17 protein-coding genes and 1 pseudogene are annotated in these 15,330 nt (G+C 68.1%); 12 read left to right on the top strand and 6 right to left on the bottom strand.

Annotation, left to right across the window (positions count from 1 at the left end; translation table 11 throughout):
* Window positions 1–17: 17 nt before the first annotated feature.
* Window positions 18–1,262, top strand: coding sequence for an MFS transporter (locus AC1D2E_RS15610; protein ID WP_478198222.1), 1,245 nt, complete (start codon window positions 18–20; stop codon window positions 1,260–1,262).
* Here the strand turns inward: AC1D2E_RS15610 and AC1D2E_RS15605 are convergent.
* From AC1D2E_RS15605 to AC1D2E_RS15595, 3 genes are all read right to left on the bottom strand, one after another.
* Entirely contained in the window at window positions 1,259–1,540 is a 282-nt protein-coding gene (locus AC1D2E_RS15605) for a 2Fe-2S iron-sulfur cluster-binding protein (protein ID WP_478198221.1), read from the bottom strand. The genes AC1D2E_RS15610 and AC1D2E_RS15605 overlap by 4 nt on opposite strands.
* Window positions 1,537–1,821, bottom strand: a complete 285-nt coding sequence (locus AC1D2E_RS15600) for a VF530 family protein (protein ID WP_478198220.1) — start codon at window positions 1,819–1,821, stop codon at window positions 1,537–1,539. Before AC1D2E_RS15600 ends, AC1D2E_RS15605 begins: the two co-directional genes overlap by 4 nt.
* 137 nt (window positions 1,822–1,958) lie before the next feature.
* Window positions 1,959–2,105, bottom strand: coding sequence for a hypothetical protein (locus tag AC1D2E_RS15595; RefSeq protein ID WP_478176148.1), 147 nt, complete (start codon window positions 2,103–2,105; stop codon window positions 1,959–1,961).
* A gap of 100 nt (window positions 2,106–2,205) precedes the next feature.
* Here AC1D2E_RS15595 and AC1D2E_RS15590 point away from each other — a divergent pair, with 100 nt between their 5' ends.
* Both AC1D2E_RS15590 and AC1D2E_RS15585 read left to right on the top strand, forming a co-directional pair.
* Window positions 2,206–2,721 (top strand): N-acetyltransferase family protein, encoded by a 516-nt coding sequence (locus tag AC1D2E_RS15590; RefSeq protein WP_478198219.1) that lies wholly within the window; start codon window positions 2,206–2,208, stop codon window positions 2,719–2,721.
* 15 nt (window positions 2,722–2,736) lie between these two features.
* Window positions 2,737–3,642 carry a DUF808 domain-containing protein gene (locus AC1D2E_RS15585; protein ID WP_478198218.1) on the top strand — a complete coding sequence of 302 codons (906 nt, stop codon included), beginning with the start codon at window positions 2,737–2,739 and terminating at the stop codon, window positions 3,640–3,642.
* A 2-nt stretch (window positions 3,643–3,644) separates the two neighbouring features.
* On the opposite strand, the gene AC1D2E_RS15580 is transcribed toward AC1D2E_RS15585, so the two are convergent.
* Window positions 3,645–3,866, bottom strand: a complete 222-nt coding sequence (locus AC1D2E_RS15580; RefSeq protein ID WP_478198217.1) for a hypothetical protein — start codon at window positions 3,864–3,866, stop codon at window positions 3,645–3,647.
* A gap of 345 nt (window positions 3,867–4,211) precedes the next feature.
* Here AC1D2E_RS15580 and AC1D2E_RS15575 point away from each other — a divergent pair, with 345 nt between their 5' ends.
* Together AC1D2E_RS15575 and AC1D2E_RS15570 are read left to right on the top strand one after the other, a co-directional pair.
* Entirely contained in the window at window positions 4,212–4,628 is a 417-nt protein-coding gene (locus AC1D2E_RS15575) for a hypothetical protein (protein ID WP_478198216.1), read from the top strand.
* Between the two features lie 46 nt (window positions 4,629–4,674).
* Window positions 4,675–4,908: pseudogene (locus AC1D2E_RS15570) on the top strand (enoyl-CoA hydratase); the annotation flags it as partial.
* 95 nt (window positions 4,909–5,003) lie between these two features.
* Here AC1D2E_RS15570 and AC1D2E_RS15565 read toward each other — a convergent pair.
* The gene (locus tag AC1D2E_RS15565; protein ID WP_478198215.1) at window positions 5,004–5,654 is read right to left on the bottom strand and encodes a glutathione S-transferase; all 651 of its coding nucleotides are present in this window, start codon (window positions 5,652–5,654) and stop codon (window positions 5,004–5,006) included.
* A gap of 73 nt (window positions 5,655–5,727) precedes the next feature.
* On the opposite strand from AC1D2E_RS15565, the gene AC1D2E_RS15560 reads away from it, so the two are divergent.
* From AC1D2E_RS15560 to AC1D2E_RS15550, 3 genes are all read left to right on the top strand, one after another.
* A complete protein-coding gene (locus AC1D2E_RS15560; protein ID WP_478198214.1) occupies window positions 5,728–6,390 on the top strand; it encodes an alpha/beta hydrolase in 663 nt (220 codons plus the stop codon).
* 279 nt (window positions 6,391–6,669) lie between these two features.
* Entirely contained in the window at window positions 6,670–8,247 is a 1,578-nt protein-coding gene (gshA, locus tag AC1D2E_RS15555) for a glutamate--cysteine ligase (RefSeq protein WP_478198213.1), read from the top strand.
* Between the two features lie 129 nt (window positions 8,248–8,376).
* Window positions 8,377–9,294: an SDR family NAD(P)-dependent oxidoreductase gene (locus tag AC1D2E_RS15550; RefSeq protein WP_478198212.1), complete on the top strand. Its 918-nt coding sequence runs from the start codon at window positions 8,377–8,379 to the stop codon at window positions 9,292–9,294.
* A 211-nt stretch (window positions 9,295–9,505) separates the two neighbouring features.
* On the opposite strand, the gene AC1D2E_RS15545 is transcribed toward AC1D2E_RS15550, so the two are convergent.
* Window positions 9,506–9,868 carry an HPF/RaiA family ribosome-associated protein gene (locus AC1D2E_RS15545; RefSeq protein ID WP_478198211.1) on the bottom strand — a complete coding sequence of 121 codons (363 nt, stop codon included), beginning with the start codon at window positions 9,866–9,868 and terminating at the stop codon, window positions 9,506–9,508.
* Window positions 9,869–10,019: 151 nt separating this feature from the next.
* Between AC1D2E_RS15545 and ylqF the strand changes: the two genes are divergently transcribed.
* The 4 genes from ylqF to AC1D2E_RS15525 all read left to right on the top strand — a co-directional run bounded on the left by ylqF (window position 10,020) and on the right by AC1D2E_RS15525 (window position 15,237).
* Window positions 10,020–10,979, top strand: a complete 960-nt coding sequence (gene ylqF, locus AC1D2E_RS15540) for a ribosome biogenesis GTPase YlqF (protein WP_478198210.1) — start codon at window positions 10,020–10,022, stop codon at window positions 10,977–10,979.
* A gap of 118 nt (window positions 10,980–11,097) precedes the next feature.
* Entirely contained in the window at window positions 11,098–12,327 is a 1,230-nt protein-coding gene (locus AC1D2E_RS15535; protein ID WP_478198209.1) for an ABC transporter substrate-binding protein, read from the top strand.
* A 77-nt stretch (window positions 12,328–12,404) separates the two neighbouring features.
* Entirely contained in the window at window positions 12,405–13,280 is an 876-nt protein-coding gene (locus tag AC1D2E_RS15530) for a branched-chain amino acid ABC transporter permease (protein ID WP_478198208.1), read from the top strand.
* Between the two features lie 7 nt (window positions 13,281–13,287).
* Entirely contained in the window at window positions 13,288–15,237 is a 1,950-nt protein-coding gene (locus AC1D2E_RS15525) for a branched-chain amino acid ABC transporter ATP-binding protein/permease (protein WP_478198207.1), read from the top strand.
* The last annotated feature ends 93 nt before the right edge of the window (window positions 15,238–15,330 follow it).

Here is a 15,330-nt window from a genome sequence, read left to right as displayed (position 1 = left end):
GGCTATCCTCGAAGCCAATGTCAGTCGCCTCCGCACCCGCTCGCCCCGCCCGTTTTTCCGATCTCACGCGCGAGCGGCCCTTCATGCGGCTCTGGGTGGCTCGGCTGTTCGGCACTGCAGCCAGCCAGATGCTGCTGGTCGCGATCGGCTGGCACATGTACGAGCTGACCGGCAGCGCCTGGGACCTGGGACTGGTCGGCCTCTACCAGTTCGTGCCGGCCCTGCTGCTGGCGCTGCTCGCGGGCCACGTGGTCGATCGCCACCATCGCGGCCGCATCGTCGCGGCCTGCTTTGCGGTGCAGGGCGCGGTGGCGCTGGTGCTGCTGCTCGCGGTGCAGGTGGGGCACGACACGCGCGGCCTGCTGCTCGGCCTGTCRCTGGTGCTGGGCGCGGTGCGGGCCTTCCAGATGCCGGCGCAGCAGGCGCTGACGCCCCTGCTGGTGCCGGCGATGATGCTGCCGCGCGCGATGGCCTTCAGCTCGGCCGGCATGCAGGGCGCCATCATCGGCGGGCCGGCGCTGGGCGGGATGCTGTTCGTGGCCGGCATGGGCGTGGTGTATGGCGCGGCGCTGGCCTTCTTCGTGGTCGCTGCCGCGCTGGTGCTGCGGCTGCGCTATTCACACCTGCCGCCGGCGCGCGAGCCGGTCACGCTGCGTACCGTGCTGGCCGGCGTCGACTTCATCTGGAAGCGCAAGCCGGTGCTCGGCGCCGTCTCGCTCGACCTCTTCGCGGTGCTGCTCGGCGGCGCCGTGGCGCTGCTGCCGATCTACGCCAAGGACATCCTGCACACCGGAGCGTGGGGCCTGGGTCTGCTGCGCGGTGCGCCGGCGGTGGGGGCGCTCGCGACATCGATCCTGCTGACGCGGCGGCCGGTCGAACGGCATGTGGGCCGCACGCTGCTGCTGGCGGTCGGGCTGTTCGGCATCTGCATGGTGGTGTTCGGCCTGTCGCGCAGTTTCATCGTCTCGCTGATCGCGCTGGCGGTCTCGGGTGGCGCCGACATGGTCAATGTCGTGATCCGGCAGACGCTGGTTCAGCTCGAGACGCCCGATGCCATGCGTGGCCGCGTGAGCGCGGTCAATTCGATCTTCATCGGCGCCAGCAACCAGCTCGGCGAGTTCGAATCGGGTGCCACCGCGGCCTTGCTGGGGCCGGTGGGGTCGGTGGTGGCGGGCGGCGTCGGCACCCTGCTGGTGGCGCTGGCCTGGTTCAGGCTCTTCCCGTCGCTGGCGCAGCGGGACCGCCTCGTCCGGCAGGCCTAGAAGACCGAGAAGGCGTATGGCACGTCGAGCCTGACGTCCTCGAGCGGCTCGGCCACGCAGGGCAGGATCCAGCCTTCGGTTTTCTCGTCGGCGCTGACGCCGGGCCACTCGATGCGATAGCGGATTCGGCCCTCGACCAGCCGGCAGAGGCAGGTGCGGCAGGTGCCGTTGCGGCACGAACTCGGCAGTTCGATGCCGGCGGCATCGGCGGCTTGCAGCAGCGTGACGCCGCTGTCGCAGTCGAAGTGGAAGCCGCCGGGTGCGATGTCGACCTTCATCGGGGGCGCGGCACGGAAGATTGCTGGCGGCGCTGGTCGCGCAGCATGAAGAGATAGAGGCTTTCGACCTTCTCGCGCGCCCACGGCGTCTTGCGCAGGAACTTCAGGCTCGAGGCCACGCTCGGGTCGCTGGTGAAGCAGCGCAGCGGAATGCGCTCGCCCAGTCCGGCCCAGCCGTAGTGCGCCTGCAGCGCGGTCACGATGGCTTCCAGCGTGAGACCGTGCAGCGGGTTGCGCGCCTGCTTCYGCGGCGGCGCGTTCGGGCCGGGCTCGCCGCTCATTCGGAACCTTCGTGCTTCGCACTGCGGTGCGAGCTTGCTTGGGAGCGGCCCGGCGCAGCGCTCATTCGGAACCTTCGTGCTTCGCACTGCGGTGCGAGCTTGCTCGGGAGCGGCCCGGCGCGGCGCTCATGCCTGGCTCACTTGTTCTTGAGCTTGCCGCGCGGGATGACCGCGGTGGTGATGGTGCGCACCGGCTCGACGGCGGCGCCCGGCGGCTTCGGCGGCGAAGTGTCCTTCTTCGGTTTCTTGGCTTCCTTGGTGCTGCGCTGCTGACTCTTGGCCATGGGGTTCTCCGGGTAGTGCGAATGCGAATGTGCCGGCAAGTTTAGCCCGCGCGTTCGGCGCGGCGACAATATGGCTTTTACCGATTCGCTTCCCGCATTCATGTCCGACTACGAAGTTCGCCCCGCCACCCTGCGCGATGCCAAGGCCATCGCCGAGGTTCATGCCGCCGCCGCCCGTGCCGCCTACGAAGGCATCCTGCCCGAAGACCAGCTGCGTGCCCTGGCGCCGGCCACCCGCGAGGCCAAGTGGCGCGAGGCCATCGAGTTCAGCGAGCCGCAGGTGCAGGTCGCGGTGCTCGACGGCGAGATCGTCGGCTTCGTCGGCTACGACCGCTCGCGCGACCCCAAGACGCCGTCGACCACCGGCGAGATCTGGGCCATCTACGTCAGGCCCGAACATTGGGACAAGGGCGTCGGCGTCGCCTTGTGGGATGCGGCGCGCGACGGCCTCGAGGAAGAGGGCTGCACCAAGGTCACGATCTGGGTGCCGCTGCGCAACGACCGCGCCATGCGCTTCCACGAGCTGGCCGGCTTCAAGCGCGAGATGAAGACCGCCAAGACCACGGCCATCGGGGACGTGAAGATCGAGGAGATCCGCCTCAAGCGCGACGTCTGAGCCGGCACGCTGTCGATGGCCACCAGCCTGCTGCTGCTGCTCGACGACATCGCGTCGGTACTCGACGATGTCTCAGTCCTGACCCAGGTCGCGGCCAGGAAGACCGCCGGTGTGCTCGGCGACGACCTGGCGCTGAATGCCCAGCAGGTGGCCGGCGTCAAGGCCAGCCGGGAACTGCCGGTGGTCTGGGCGGTCTGCAAGGGCTCCTTCGTCAACAAGGCGATCCTGGTGCCGGCGGCACTCGCGATCGGCAGCTGGCTGCCCTGGCTGGTGACGCCGCTGCTGATGATCGGCGGCGCCTTCCTGTGCTTCGAAGGCTGCGAGAAGCTTGCGCACAAGTTCCTGCACAAGCAGGAACACGCGGCCGACACGGCGCGGCACGCGCAGGCCGTGGCCAGCGAGGCTGTCGACTTGGTGGCGGTCGAGAAGCAGAAGGTCAAGGGCGCGGTGCGCACCGACTTCATCCTCTCTGCCGAGATCATCGCGATCACGCTGGGCACCGTGCAGGGCCAGCCCTTCCTGACGCAGTTCGCGGTGCTGGCGGGCATCGCGCTGATCATGACCGTGGGCGTCTACGGGCTGGTCGGCGGCATCGTCAAGCTCGACGACGCCGGCCTCTACCTGAGCCGGCGCGAAGGCGCCGGCGCACGCGCGGTGGGCCGGGGCATCCTGGCGGCGGCACCGTGGCTCATGAAGGGGCTGTCGATCGCCGGCACCGCGGCGATGTTCCTGGTCGGCGGCGGCATCCTGGTGCACGGCGTGCCGGCCCTGGGCCACGCCGTCGAGGCCTGGGCCGACAGCGTTGGCGGCCTGCTGGGCGGGCTGGGCTCGATGGGCGCCAATGCCGCGATCGGCGTGATCGCCGGCAGCATGGTCCTGGCTGCGGTCGAAGGGGTGAAGCGGGCGCGCCAGCCCCGCTGAATTCAGCGGTCCTTGCCCCGGGCCCGCTGCACCAGGGCCACCGCCACCAGCGCGACGCCCAGCACCAGCGCGAACCATCCCACGACGGAGGCCCCGCCGACCGTCTCGCGCCAGCCGGGCGAGCTCAGGAAGTTCGGCGCGATCAGCACGGCGGCGCCGATGAGGATGCACAGGACACCGCGTTCGATCATGCGCGGGCTGCGGGTGGGTCGTCTGGAAGCCATCGCCCGAGTTTAGGCCTCTCGCGCGCCGTGACATCCGCGTGACATGTTCCCGCGCATTCCGGATACGTTCCCCGTTCCGGTGCATCGCGCTGCGAACTCCCGCTGAATGTGACTTTGCTGCTATCTGAACCATAGCGTGACGCCCGCCGCCACGCTCTACGGCGAAGTCGGACAGCTCTACAGCGCCGGCGGCGATGCCAGGGTGAAGTCGTCGGTGCAGGGTTCGATCGGGATGCGCCTGAGCTGGTCGTCCGGCGGTCCGGGTTTCGGTTCAAATACGCTTCCTGCGGTCGCCCGCGCCGGGCGGCCTTCGAAGCTATTTCCAGACCTGCCAGACCGGACCCCATGGACCTCCTTCGCACCCGCCTTCCTGCCATCCTCGGGCGCATCGTTGCGCCGCTGCTGCTTGCCACCGCCGCCGCCGGCGCGGGGGCGCAGGCAGACGCCAACCGCTTTCCCGCCGCGGCGATGAGCTTCCTGGGCGGCGAACTTCCGGCGATGGAAGCCGCGATCGCGGCGCGCGACCGGGACTATTTCGAGGACGCCATGGGCCGCATGCTGGACTTCTCCGACAGCTGGGGCTTCAAGACGCGCGAGAACCCCGCGCTGGCGCGCTTCCCGATGTGCACCGATGCCGTGTCGGATTTCCTGGTCGTCGGCATGTGCCGGATCATGACCACCAGTTCCGCCTGCGAACCCGGCATGGCGGCGAAGTTCAACACCAACCTGCAGCAATGCCGCGATCTCGCGGCCAAGCTCTGATCCAGGGCGCAAAGGCACCATGGACTACGCCCACTACCGGACCTTGTTGGCGGTCGACGAGGCTGACCTGCTGCCGCGGGCCTACGAACTGGCCGACCGGCTGGCGGCCGGCAGCCAGAGCGCGATCCGCTTCACCAAGTACGCGCTCAACAACTGGCTGCGCCAGGCCGGGCCGACCTTCGACGCTTCGCTGGCGCTCGAATTCATGGGCTTCGCCGGTCCCGACGTGCGCGAGGGCGTGGCCTCGCTGCGCGAGCGGCGGGCGCCGAAGTTTTCCTGAGTCAGGCTGCTTCAGCCCCTGCAGGGTCTGCAGCAGCACGACACGGGTTTGGCCCATGACCATGCCCTTCAGGTGCAGCTTGCCGCGACGCGGCGTCAGGCGTAGCGCTTCAGCATCGCCTCGGTGTTGGTCTTCCGGTCGGCGTTGACCTGCATCACGTGGGGGCGCTGGTTCATGCGTTTCAGGTAGTCGCGCGCGGCAGGCAGGTGTTGCTCGAGCAGGTCGCGGCCATAGATGATGCGTGTCGCACCGGCGACCAGCGGCAGGTGGGTGATCGCGGCGCAATCGGCCAGCGTGAACTGCTCGCCGGCGATGAAGGGCGTGTCGAAGCGCGCGAGCTTGCCGAAGGCCGGGATGTTCTTCTCGAGCTGCTGGCCGATCCTCTCCTTCAGGCCCTCGCTCACTTTGCCGCCGAAGAAGGCCTCGGGGTAGAGATTGCGCGCCACCAGCTCGAGGTGCAGCTCGAGGTAGAGATTCAGCTCGCGCACCTTGGCGGCGGCGTAGGGGTCGGCTGGCAGCAGCGGAATTGCCGGGTAGGCGGCCTCGATGTACTCGTTGATCGCGGCCGATTCGCACAGCATGCCCTGGTCGGTGCGCAGGTAGGGCACCTTGCCGAGCGGCGAGGCGCTCAGGTCGGTTTCGCCGAGCCAGACCAGATCCTCGGCAAAGGGCACGTTCTTCTCGCGCAGCGCGAGCTTGACCTTGTTGTAGTAGTTGCTGGCCGCGAAGCCGATCAGTGTCAGCATGGATGTCTCCTGTCATTGGTATGGATGGATTCTGCCGGGACCGGTGCCCGGTTTCTGAGGTAACTTCGCAGCCATGTCAAATCCACCCATCGAAATCGAAACCGGCCCGAATCCGACGGCCACCGTCCTTCTCATGCACGGCCTGGGCGCCGACGGCAATGACTTCGTGCCCATCGCCAACGAGCTCGACCTGTCCGCGGTCGGTCCGGTGCGCTTCGTGTTCCCGAACGCGCCGGTGATGCCGGTCACCCTCAACGGCGGCTACCGCATGCCGGCCTGGTACGACATCCTGGGTCCCGACCTGGCCAAGCGCGAGGACGAGGCCGGCCTGCGTCGCTCGCAGCTGGCGATCGAGGCCCTGATCGCCTCCGAGAAGGCCCGGGGCATCCCGGCCTCCCGCATCGTGATCGCCGGCTTCTCCCAAGGCTGCGCGATGGCCTTCCTGACCGGCCTGCGCCATCCGCAGCGGCTGGCCGGCATCGTCGGCCTCTCGGGCTACCTGCCGCTGGCCGACACCACCGCCGCCGAGCGCAGCCCGGCCAACCAGCAGACGCCGGTCTTCCAGGCCCACGGCCAGCGCGACGGCGTGGTGCAGATCGCCCGCGCCGTCCAGGGCCGCGATGCACTGAAGGCGCTGGGTTACGACGTCGAATGGCACGACTACCCGATGGAGCACTCGGTCTGCATGGAAGAAATCGCCGACCTCAATAGATTCCTCCTCCGCGTCCTGGCCTGACCTGATCCCGGCCGGCGCAGCCAGGCCCGTCGGTGAAACACCGCGGAACCGGCTTTGCCGGGCCGCTGGTGTTGCCCCCGGCAGGGGGCTGAGGAGCCGTGGCTCCAAGCCTGCCTGTGCAGGCTTGGACGGCTCCGAAGGGCCGCTGCCTCTGGCAGCGACTCGAGGCGCTCTACACGAAGTGAGCCCAACCTGGGGGCGAGCAACACCTGGGGCGAGCAACGTTTCTTTCGGCGTGCTACCTTCCGTGCCCACAAAAGAACGATGGGTGATAACTAAATGAGTAACTTCAAGGAGCGCCTGGACGCGCTCTCGCCCGCGCGACTCCGGGGGGTACGGCGCGGGATCGAGAAGGAAAGCCTGCGGGCGCAACCGGATGGCAAGCTGGCCCTGACGCCGCATCCCGCGGCGCTGGGTTCGGCGCTCACCCATCCTCACATCACGACCGATTTCAGCGAGTCGCARCTCGAGCTCATCACCGGCGCGCATACCGGCGTCGAGACCGCGCTGGAGGAACTGGTGCGGGTGCACCAGTTCACCTACCGCGTGCTGGACGAGGCGGGCGACGAGCGGCTGTGGGTGTCGAGCATGCCCTGTGGCCTGCCGACCGACGAGACGATCCCGATCGGGCTCTACGGTTCGTCCAACGTCGGCCGGGCCAAGAGCGTCTACCGCATGGGCCTGAGCCACCGCTACGGGCGGCGCATGCAGACCATCTCGGGAATCCACTACAACTGGTCGCTGCCCGAGGTGTCGAGCGAACAATACTTCGCGCTGATCCGCAACTTCCGCCGCCACGCCTTCCTGCTGCTGTACCTGTTCGGCGCTTCGCCGGCGCTGTGCTCGAGCTTCGTCGACGGCCGGCCGCACGAGCTGCAGCCGCTCGGCGAGGGCAGCATGCACATGCCGCACGGCACCTCGCTGCGCATGGGCCGCCTGGGCTACCAGAGCGATGCGCAGGCCTCGCTGGCAGTGAGCTACAACAGCCTGGACGGCTACGGCGCCTCGCTGCAGGACGCGCTGACCCGGCCCTGGCCGGCCTACGAGGCGATCGGCATCCGCAACCTGGGCGGCGACTACAACCAGCTGGCCACCAGCCTGCTGCAGATCGAGAACGAGTTCTACGGCACCATCCGCCCGAAGCGCGTGATCTACCCGGGCGAGCGGCCCCTGCACGCGTTGCGCGAGCGCGGGGTCGAGTACGTCGAGGTGCGCCTGATGGACCTSGACCCKTTCGAGCCSGTCGGCATCAATGCCCAGACSATGCGYTTCCTCGATGTSTTCCTGCTGCACTGCCTGCTGACCGACAGCCCGCCCGACACGCGCGAGGAAATCGCCGACCTGGCGCACAACCAGCACCTGACCGCCGCGCGCGGGCGCGAGCCCGGCCTGCGGCTGCGCCGCGGCGGCCGCGAGGCCACGCTGACCGACTGGGGCTCGGAGCTGCTGGAGCAGTTCGCGCCGATCGCTGCCGCGCTCGATGCGGCGCACGGCGGCACGCAGCACGCCGAGGCGGTGCGGGCGGCCGCCGCGGCGCTGCGCGACCCGGCCGTGCTGCCCTCGGCCCGCGTGCTGGAGGCCATGAAGGCGCACAACGATTCCTTCGTCGGCTTCGTGCGCGAACGCTCCGAGCAGACGCGCCTGGCGCTGCTCGCGCTGCCTTTCCCGGACGCCAGGCGGGCCGAGTTCGAGCGCATGACGCAGACCTCCGTCGACGCCCAGAAACGCATCGAAGCCAGCGACAGCATGCCGTTCGAGATCTACCGCGAGCAGTACGTGTCGCCGGCCCGCCTGGGCTTCAAGAACCACTGGGCCGAGGCCTCCGCCGAGCCGGTGAGCCAGCGCGCCGCCCTCTGAGCGCAAGCACCGGGCAGGCCGCTGCCCGAGTCGCCGAAACGACTGAACTGCCCGCCGCGCCGTCCTGGGCCGGCCGCTTTCTGGGGTAAAACGCGTCGCGTCAACGACTCCTACGAAAGCACTGAAAGCATGAGCAGCATCGACTTCAAGGGCCGCGTGGCCATCGTCACCGGCGCCGGCGGCGGCCTCGGTCGCCAGCACGCACTGGCTTTGGCGGCGCGCGGCGCCAAGGTGGTGGTCAACGATCTCGGCGGTGCCCGCGACGGTTCAGGCGGCTCGGTCAGCGCCGCCCAGGCGGTGGTCGACGAGATCCGGGCCGCCGGCGGCCAGGCGATCGCCAACGGCGCCTCGGTGACCGACTTCGCGGCCGTGCAGGCGATGGTGATCCAGGCCGTCGATACCTGGGGCCGGGTCGACATCCTGGTCAACAACGCCGGCATCCTGCGCGACAAGAGCTTCGCCAAGATGGAACTGGCCGACTTCCGGCTGGTGATGGACGTCCACCTGATGGGCGCCGTGCATTGCACCAAGGCGGTCTGGGCCCTCATGAACGAGCAGAAGTACGGCCGCATCGTGATGACCACCTCGTCCTCGGGCCTGTACGGCAACTTCGGCCAGAGCAACTACGGCGCCGCCAAGATGGCGCTGGTGGGGCTCATGCAGACGCTGAGCATCGAGGGCGCCAAGAACGACATCCGCGTCAACTGCCTGGCGCCGACCGCCGCCACCCGCATGACCGAGGACCTGATGCCCGAGGCCGTGCTCGAGGCGCTGAAACCCGAGGCCGTGGTGCCCGCGATGCTGGTGCTGGCGGCGCAGGACGCGCCGAACCGCACCATCCTCTGCGCCGGCGCCGGCAGCTTCGAGGCCGCCCACGTGACGCTGACGAACGGCAGCTGGATCGGCCTCGGCAGCGATGCGCCCGAACAACTCGCCGCGCGGCTGGCCGAGGTCAGCGACCGTGCGGGCGAGATCGTGCCGCAGAGCGGCGCCGCCCAGGGCAGCAACGAGGTCGGCAAGGCGTTGGCGAACGCCGGCAAGCACTGAAATGAAACACCCCCCGAAGCGCCTGCGGCGCCTCCCCCCTGAAGGGGGGCGATACCGGCGGCCCGGCAAAGCCGGTTCCGCGGTATCCCTGGTATCGAACTGCGCCGGTTTCATGCGTCGCGGGTCACGCGATCACGTGGTGGAGCACTGAGACGTCGCACCCCGTGAACGACGGCACGCCGCCCTGCGGCTGCCCATTCGGCCCGGCCGTTCACTCCTCGACCTCGGCGTCGCCGTCCTTGCGGATCGATTCGCGGTCACGGCGGCCGTAGAGCCGGCCCAGGGTGTTGTCGAGCGAGCGCTTGAGCTTGTCGGCGGCACCGCGGAAGGCTTCGTCGAGGTTGGCCGCATGGTGGCTGACCGCCAGGGGCTGGTGGCCGGCGAGGCGCGCTTCCATGGTGCAGCGCTTGTCGCCGCCGCCGCTGGCGGTGTGGTTTTCGTCGCTCAGGTGGATCTCGACGCGCGTCACGTCGGCTGCGAAGCGGGCCAGGGCCTGCCGCATCTCGCCGTCCGCCCAGCGCTCCAGCGCGTCCTTGTTCTCGATGCCGTTGCCGGTGTTGACCTGGATCTGCATAGCGGTTCGTCCTTTCTGCAAGCCCTTACTGTGCGCCCAAGCCGGGCGGCTGTGCGTAAGCATTTGGACATTGCGCCCGAGGGCCGGACGGGCACGCGCACGGGCCGGCGACAATCGCGGGTCGAACCTGTAGATAGAGAAAGAACTCCCGATGGCCATCCAGTGGTTCCCCGGTCACATGCACCTGACCCAGAAGGCCATTGCCGAGCGGATCAAGGACATCGATGTCGTCATCGAGCTGCTCGACGCCCGGCTGCCCGGCTCCAGCGCCAACCCGATGCTGGCCGAGCTCACCGGCCACAAGCCGGGGCTCAAGGTGCTCAACAAGCAGGACCTGGCCGACCCGGCCCGCACGGCGCTCTGGCTGGCCCACTACAACGCCCAGCCGGACACGCGGGCGATCGGACTGGACGCCAGCCAGACCACGCCGGCGCGGCAGCTCATCGATGCCTGCCATGCGCTGGCGCCCTCGCGCGGCGGCATGGCCAAGCCGATGCGGGTGCTGATCTGCGGCATCCCCAATGTCGGCAAGTCGACGCTGATCAACACGCTGACCGGCAGCCGCAAGGCCAAGACCGGGGACGAGGCCGGCATCACCAAGCTCGAGCAGCGCATCACGCTGGCCGACGACTTCTACCTCTGGGACACGCCCGGCATGCTGTGGCCGCGCATCATCGTCGCCAAGAGCGGCTACAACCTGGCGGCCAGCGGGGCCATCGGGCGCAATGCCTTCGATGAGGAAGAGGTGGCGCTCGAATTGCTCGCCACCCTGAAGGGGCACTACGCGGGCCTGGTCGAGGCGCGCTTCAAGATCGATCCGATCGGCGCGCTGAGCGACGAGGAAGTGCTCGAAGCCATCGGCCGCAAGCGCGGCGCGCTGCTCGGAAAGGGCCGGGTCAACCTGCAGAAGGCGGCCGAGATCGCGATGAACGAATTTCGCAGCGGCAACATCGGCCGCATCACGCTGGAAACACCCGAGGAGTTCGCGCAATGGCTCGCCGCGGGACAGTTGATCGACGCCGAACGCAGTGCGAAGAAAGCGGCCCGGGCGCGCAAGAAGGGGTCGGGACGGCGCGAGGAAGAACCGCCGGCGGCGCCGGACGCTCCGTAGCGCGGAATCGGGGATTCCCCGGAGGCGGTTTTAGGGTTGTCACTCTCTTCGAAACCGGTTCCCGTCGTTATGTTCGAAGGTGCAATTCCCGCAACAAAATATTTGGAGATTCCGACCGATGCAATCGCGATTCAAGATTCTCGCCGTGGTCAGCGCCATCGCGTTTTCTGCCGCGGCGCTGGCCGCCGACCCGATCAAGATCGGCGTCGACGGACCGTTCACCGGCGGTTCGTCGTCCATGGGCGTCAGCATGCGCGACGGCGTCCGCCTGGCGACCGAGGAAATCAACAAGAGCGGCGGCGTGCTGGGCCGCCAGATCCAGCTGGTCGAACGCGACGACGAGGCCAAGAACGAGCGCGGCGTACAGATCGCCCAGGAGTTCATCAACAAGGAAAAGGTCGTGGCCGTGGTCGGCTACATCAACACCGGCGTGGCCCTGGCTTCGCAGCGCTTCTTCCAGGAAGCCAAGATCCCGGTGCTGAACAACGTCGCGACCGGCTCGATCGTCACGCACCAGTTCGACAAGGAACCCGACAACTACGTCTTCCGCAACGCCGCTCACGACAGCATCCAGGCGCCGATGATCGTCCAGGAGGCGGTCACCCGCCGCGGCTACAAGAAGGTCGCGATCCTGGCCGACTCCACCAACTACGGCCAGCTCGGCCGCGAAGACCTCGAGAAGGCGCTCAAGGCCAAGGGCATCACGCCGGTGGCGGTCGAGAAGTTCAACATCAAGGACGTCGACATGACCGCCCAGCTGCTGAAGGCCAAGGAGGCCGGCGCCGAGGTGGTGCTGACCTACGGCATCGGCCCCGAGCTGGCGCAGATCGCCAACGGCATGACCAAGCTGGGCTGGAAGGTGCCGATGATCGGCAGCTGGACGCTGTCGATGGCCAACTTCATCGACAACGCCGGCCCCGGCGGCGACGGTGCGCGCATGCCGCAGACCTTCATCCAGGAAGGCACGACGCCGAAGCGCAAGGAGTTCATCGCGAGCTACCTCAAGACCTTCAAGCCCAAGAACGACCGCATCGATTCGCCGGTGTCGGCGGCGCAGGGCTACGACTCCATCTACCTGCTGGCCGCCGCGATCAAGCAGGCCAACAGCACCGAGGGGCCGAAGCTCAAGGCCGCGCTGGAAGATCTCCAGACCCCGGTCCCGGGCGTGGTGACGACCTACACCAAGCCCTTCTCCAAGGCCGACCACGACGCCATCACCGCCAACATCCCGGTGTTCGGCGAAGTCAAGGGCGGCCGGGTGGTCTATGCCAATTCCGACGACGTGAAGACGGCATCGCAGGTTCGCATCAAGGACCAGGCCGCCAACGACGCGCTGCTGAAGCAGTAGAAAGCCCGCGTACCGGCGCCGCCTCGGGTCAGGCCCGTGGCGGCGCCTTTTCGTGCCCACGCCTTGCGAAAGCCGTCATGCAAATCCTGACCCAACTCATCTTCAGCGGCATCGCGCTGGGCATGATCTACRCCGTCATCGCCTTCGGCTATCAGCTCACCTTCGCCACCTCCGACACCCTCAACTTCGGCCAGGGGGATGCGCTGATGCTCGGCGCCCTGGTCGGCCTGACACTGGTCACGCTGGGCGTCAACTACTGGCTCATGATTCCGCTGGTGTGCCTGTTCGGCGCCGTGCAGGGCGCCGTGGTCGAGCGCATCGGCGTCCGTCCGGCCATCAAGATCAAGTCGGAATTCGGCTGGATCATGTCGACCATCGCGCTCGGCATCATCTTCAAGAACGTGGCCGAGAACGTCTGGGGCCGCGACGACCTCAAGTTCCCGTCGCCGCTGCCCGAAGCGCCGATCAAGTTCCTCAATGCCAACGTGCTGCCGATGGAGATCCTGGTGGTGGTCGGCGCCATCCTGATGATGCTGGCGGTCGAGCTGTTCAACCGCCGCTCGATCTACGGCAAGGCCGTGGTCGCGACCTTCAACGACCGCGACGCCGCCAAGCTGATGGGCATCAACACCGGGCTGGTGATCACCTTCTCGTATGCGCTGTCCTCGCTGACCGCGGCCTTTGCGGGCGTGCTGATCGCGCCGCTGACGCTGACCGGCGCCACCATGGGCGCGGTGCTGGGCCTCAAGGCCTTCGCGGTGGCGATCATCGGCGGGCTGACCAGCGGCATGGGGATCATCCTCGGCGGCATCATCCTCGGCATCGCCGAGACCACCACCGGCTTCTACCTGAGCACCGGCTACAAGGACGTGCCCGGCCTGGTGCTGCTGCTGATCGTGTTGGCGGTGCGCCCGGCGGGCCTGTTCGGCAAGACCGCGATCAAGAAAGTTTGACGCGCAAATGAATACAAGAATCGGACGCTTCCTTCTCGCCATCGTCGGTCTTGCAGCGCTCCTGCTGTTCCCGATCGGCATCGACAACCCGTACTACATCCACCTGCTCGAGACCATCATGATCTACGCGATCCTGCTGTTCGGGCTGGACATCGTGGTCGGCTACACCGGCCAGGTCTCGCTCGGCCATGCGGGTCTGTTCGGCGTCGGCGCCTACACCGCGGGCGTACTGGTCTACAAGCTCGGCGCGCCGCTGATGGTGGCGTTGATCGCCTCGATCGGCGTCACGGCGCTGTTCGGCGCGCTGCTGGCGCTGCCGGCGCTGCGCGTGACCGGGCCTTACCTCGCCATGGTCACGTTGGCCTTCGGCACCATCATCCAGATCCTCATCAACGAGATGGGCTTCCTGACCGAAGGGCCGATGGGCATCAAGCTCACGAAGCCGCCGCTGTTCGGCCACAAGCTCGACGAGCGCGAGTTCTACTGGCTGGTGGTGGTGATGCTGGTGCTGTCGCTGATCGTGGTGCACCGCATCCTGCGCTCGCACCTGGGGCGCGCCTTCGAGGCGCTGCGCGGCAGCCCGGTGGCGTCGGACTGCATGGGCGTGTCGGTGTACCGCTACAAGGTCTACGCCTTCGTGATCAGCGCCGGCTTCGCCGGGCTGGCGGGCAGCCTGTACGCCTATTCGGAGCAGTACATCTCGCCCAATACCTACAACTTCGAGCTCACGGTGCTGTTCCTGCTGGCGGTGATCATGGGCGGGCGCAAGAGCCGCATCGGCGCGATGCTGGGCGCCACCATCATCGTGCTGCTGCCCAAGCTGCTCGACGACGTCGAGCTGTTCCGCTACGTGTCGGTGGCCTTGGCGGTGCTGGTGATGATCGTGGCCGTGGTCGGCGTACAGAAAAAGCGCGTGACGCCCAAGCAGATGGCGATCCCGGTGGTCGGCAGCATCGCGCTCGCGGGCCTGTCGTTCTGGCTCCAGACCATGACCGACTGGCGGCTCTCGATCTTCGGCGTGATCATGCTGTTCGTCGTCTACTACCTGCAGGACGGCATCGTCGGCTTCGTGCGCAATGCGCTGAACCTGCGGCGGCCGAAGGCGCTGCAGGAGGCGGTCGGGGCGGGCGTGGCGCCGGCCGACGCGGTGTCGGTCGCGGCGATGGCCGGCGGCCAGCCCGAGCTGCTGCAGGCCGCGGGCGTGCTGATGCAGTTCGGCGGCCTGAAGGCGCTCAACAACGTCGATCTCATGGTCAAGCGCGGCACGATCCATGGCCTGATCGGACCCAACGGCTCCGGCAAGAGCACCATGATGAACGTGCTGACCGGCATCTACGTGCCGACGGCGGGCGCCATCAGCTTCGGCGGCCGTTCGCTGGTCGGGCGGACCTCGGCGGACATCGCGCTGTCGGGCATTGCGCGCACCTTCCAGAACGTGCAGCTGTTCGGCGAGATGTCGGCGCAGCAGAACGTGCAGGTTGGCCTGCACCACAGCTTCCGCAGCAACCTGCTCGACGTCGCGCTGCACACGCCGCGCTACAAGCGCGAGGACACGGCCGCCGCCAACCGGGCGCTTGGTTTGCTGAAGTTCGTCGGCTTGGAGGCGTTCGCGGCCGAAGAGGCGCGCAACCTGCCGTACGGCAAGCAGCGCCTGCTGGAGATCGCGCGCGCGCTGGCGCTCGACCCGCAGCTGCTGCTGCTCGATGAGCCCGCGGCCGGCCTCACGGCCCCGGACATCAAGGAACTGATCGCGATCATCCGCAAGATCCGCGAGCACGGCGTGACCGTGATCCTGATCGAGCACCACATGGACGTCGTGATGAGCATGTGCGACACGGTGTCGGTGCTCGACTTCGGGCAGAAGATCGCCGAGGGCGAGCCGGCCGCGGTGCAGTCGGACGACAAGGTGATCGAAGCCTATCTCGGCGGCCAGGAAGCCAGCTCGCAGCCGGCCTGAGGAAGACCATGAACCCCCACGCTCATCATTTCGTGTATTCGCTGCCCCCCGAGGGGGCTGAATGCCGCGGCTCCGAGCCTGCCTGCGCAGGCT

This window comes from Variovorax sp. P1_H2 (genome assembly GCF_056405295.1).
This window is presented reverse-complemented; position numbering and strand designations above follow the sequence as displayed.

What these genes read in the sequence shown, in the direction of transcription:
- AC1D2E_RS15605 (WP_478198221.1), bottom strand. Translation starts at nt 1,540, where the DNA reads ATGAAGGTCGACATCGCACCCGGCGGCTTCCACTTCGACTGCGACAGC.
- AC1D2E_RS15595 (WP_478176148.1), bottom strand. Translation starts at nt 2,105, where the DNA reads ATGGCCAAGAGTCAGCAGCGCAGCACCAAGGAAGCCAAGAAACCGAAG.
- AC1D2E_RS15590 (WP_478198219.1), top strand. Translation starts at nt 2,206, where the DNA reads ATGTCCGACTACGAAGTTCGCCCCGCCACCCTGCGCGATGCCAAGGCC.
- AC1D2E_RS15585 (WP_478198218.1), top strand. Translation starts at nt 2,737, where the DNA reads ATGGCCACCAGCCTGCTGCTGCTGCTCGACGACATCGCGTCGGTACTC.
- AC1D2E_RS15580 (WP_478198217.1), bottom strand. Translation starts at nt 3,866, where the DNA reads ATGGCTTCCAGACGACCCACCCGCAGCCCGCGCATGATCGAACGCGGT.
- AC1D2E_RS15575 (WP_478198216.1), top strand. Translation starts at nt 4,212, where the DNA reads ATGGACCTCCTTCGCACCCGCCTTCCTGCCATCCTCGGGCGCATCGTT.
- AC1D2E_RS15565 (WP_478198215.1), bottom strand. Translation starts at nt 5,654, where the DNA reads ATGCTGACACTGATCGGCTTCGCGGCCAGCAACTACTACAACAAGGTC.
- AC1D2E_RS15560 (WP_478198214.1), top strand. Translation starts at nt 5,728, where the DNA reads ATGTCAAATCCACCCATCGAAATCGAAACCGGCCCGAATCCGACGGCC.
- AC1D2E_RS15550 (WP_478198212.1), top strand. Translation starts at nt 8,377, where the DNA reads ATGAGCAGCATCGACTTCAAGGGCCGCGTGGCCATCGTCACCGGCGCC.
- AC1D2E_RS15545 (WP_478198211.1), bottom strand. Translation starts at nt 9,868, where the DNA reads ATGCAGATCCAGGTCAACACCGGCAACGGCATCGAGAACAAGGACGCG.
- ylqF (WP_478198210.1), top strand. Translation starts at nt 10,020, where the DNA reads ATGGCCATCCAGTGGTTCCCCGGTCACATGCACCTGACCCAGAAGGCC.
- AC1D2E_RS15535 (WP_478198209.1), top strand. Translation starts at nt 11,098, where the DNA reads ATGCAATCGCGATTCAAGATTCTCGCCGTGGTCAGCGCCATCGCGTTT.
- AC1D2E_RS15525 (WP_478198207.1), top strand. Translation starts at nt 13,288, where the DNA reads ATGAATACAAGAATCGGACGCTTCCTTCTCGCCATCGTCGGTCTTGCA.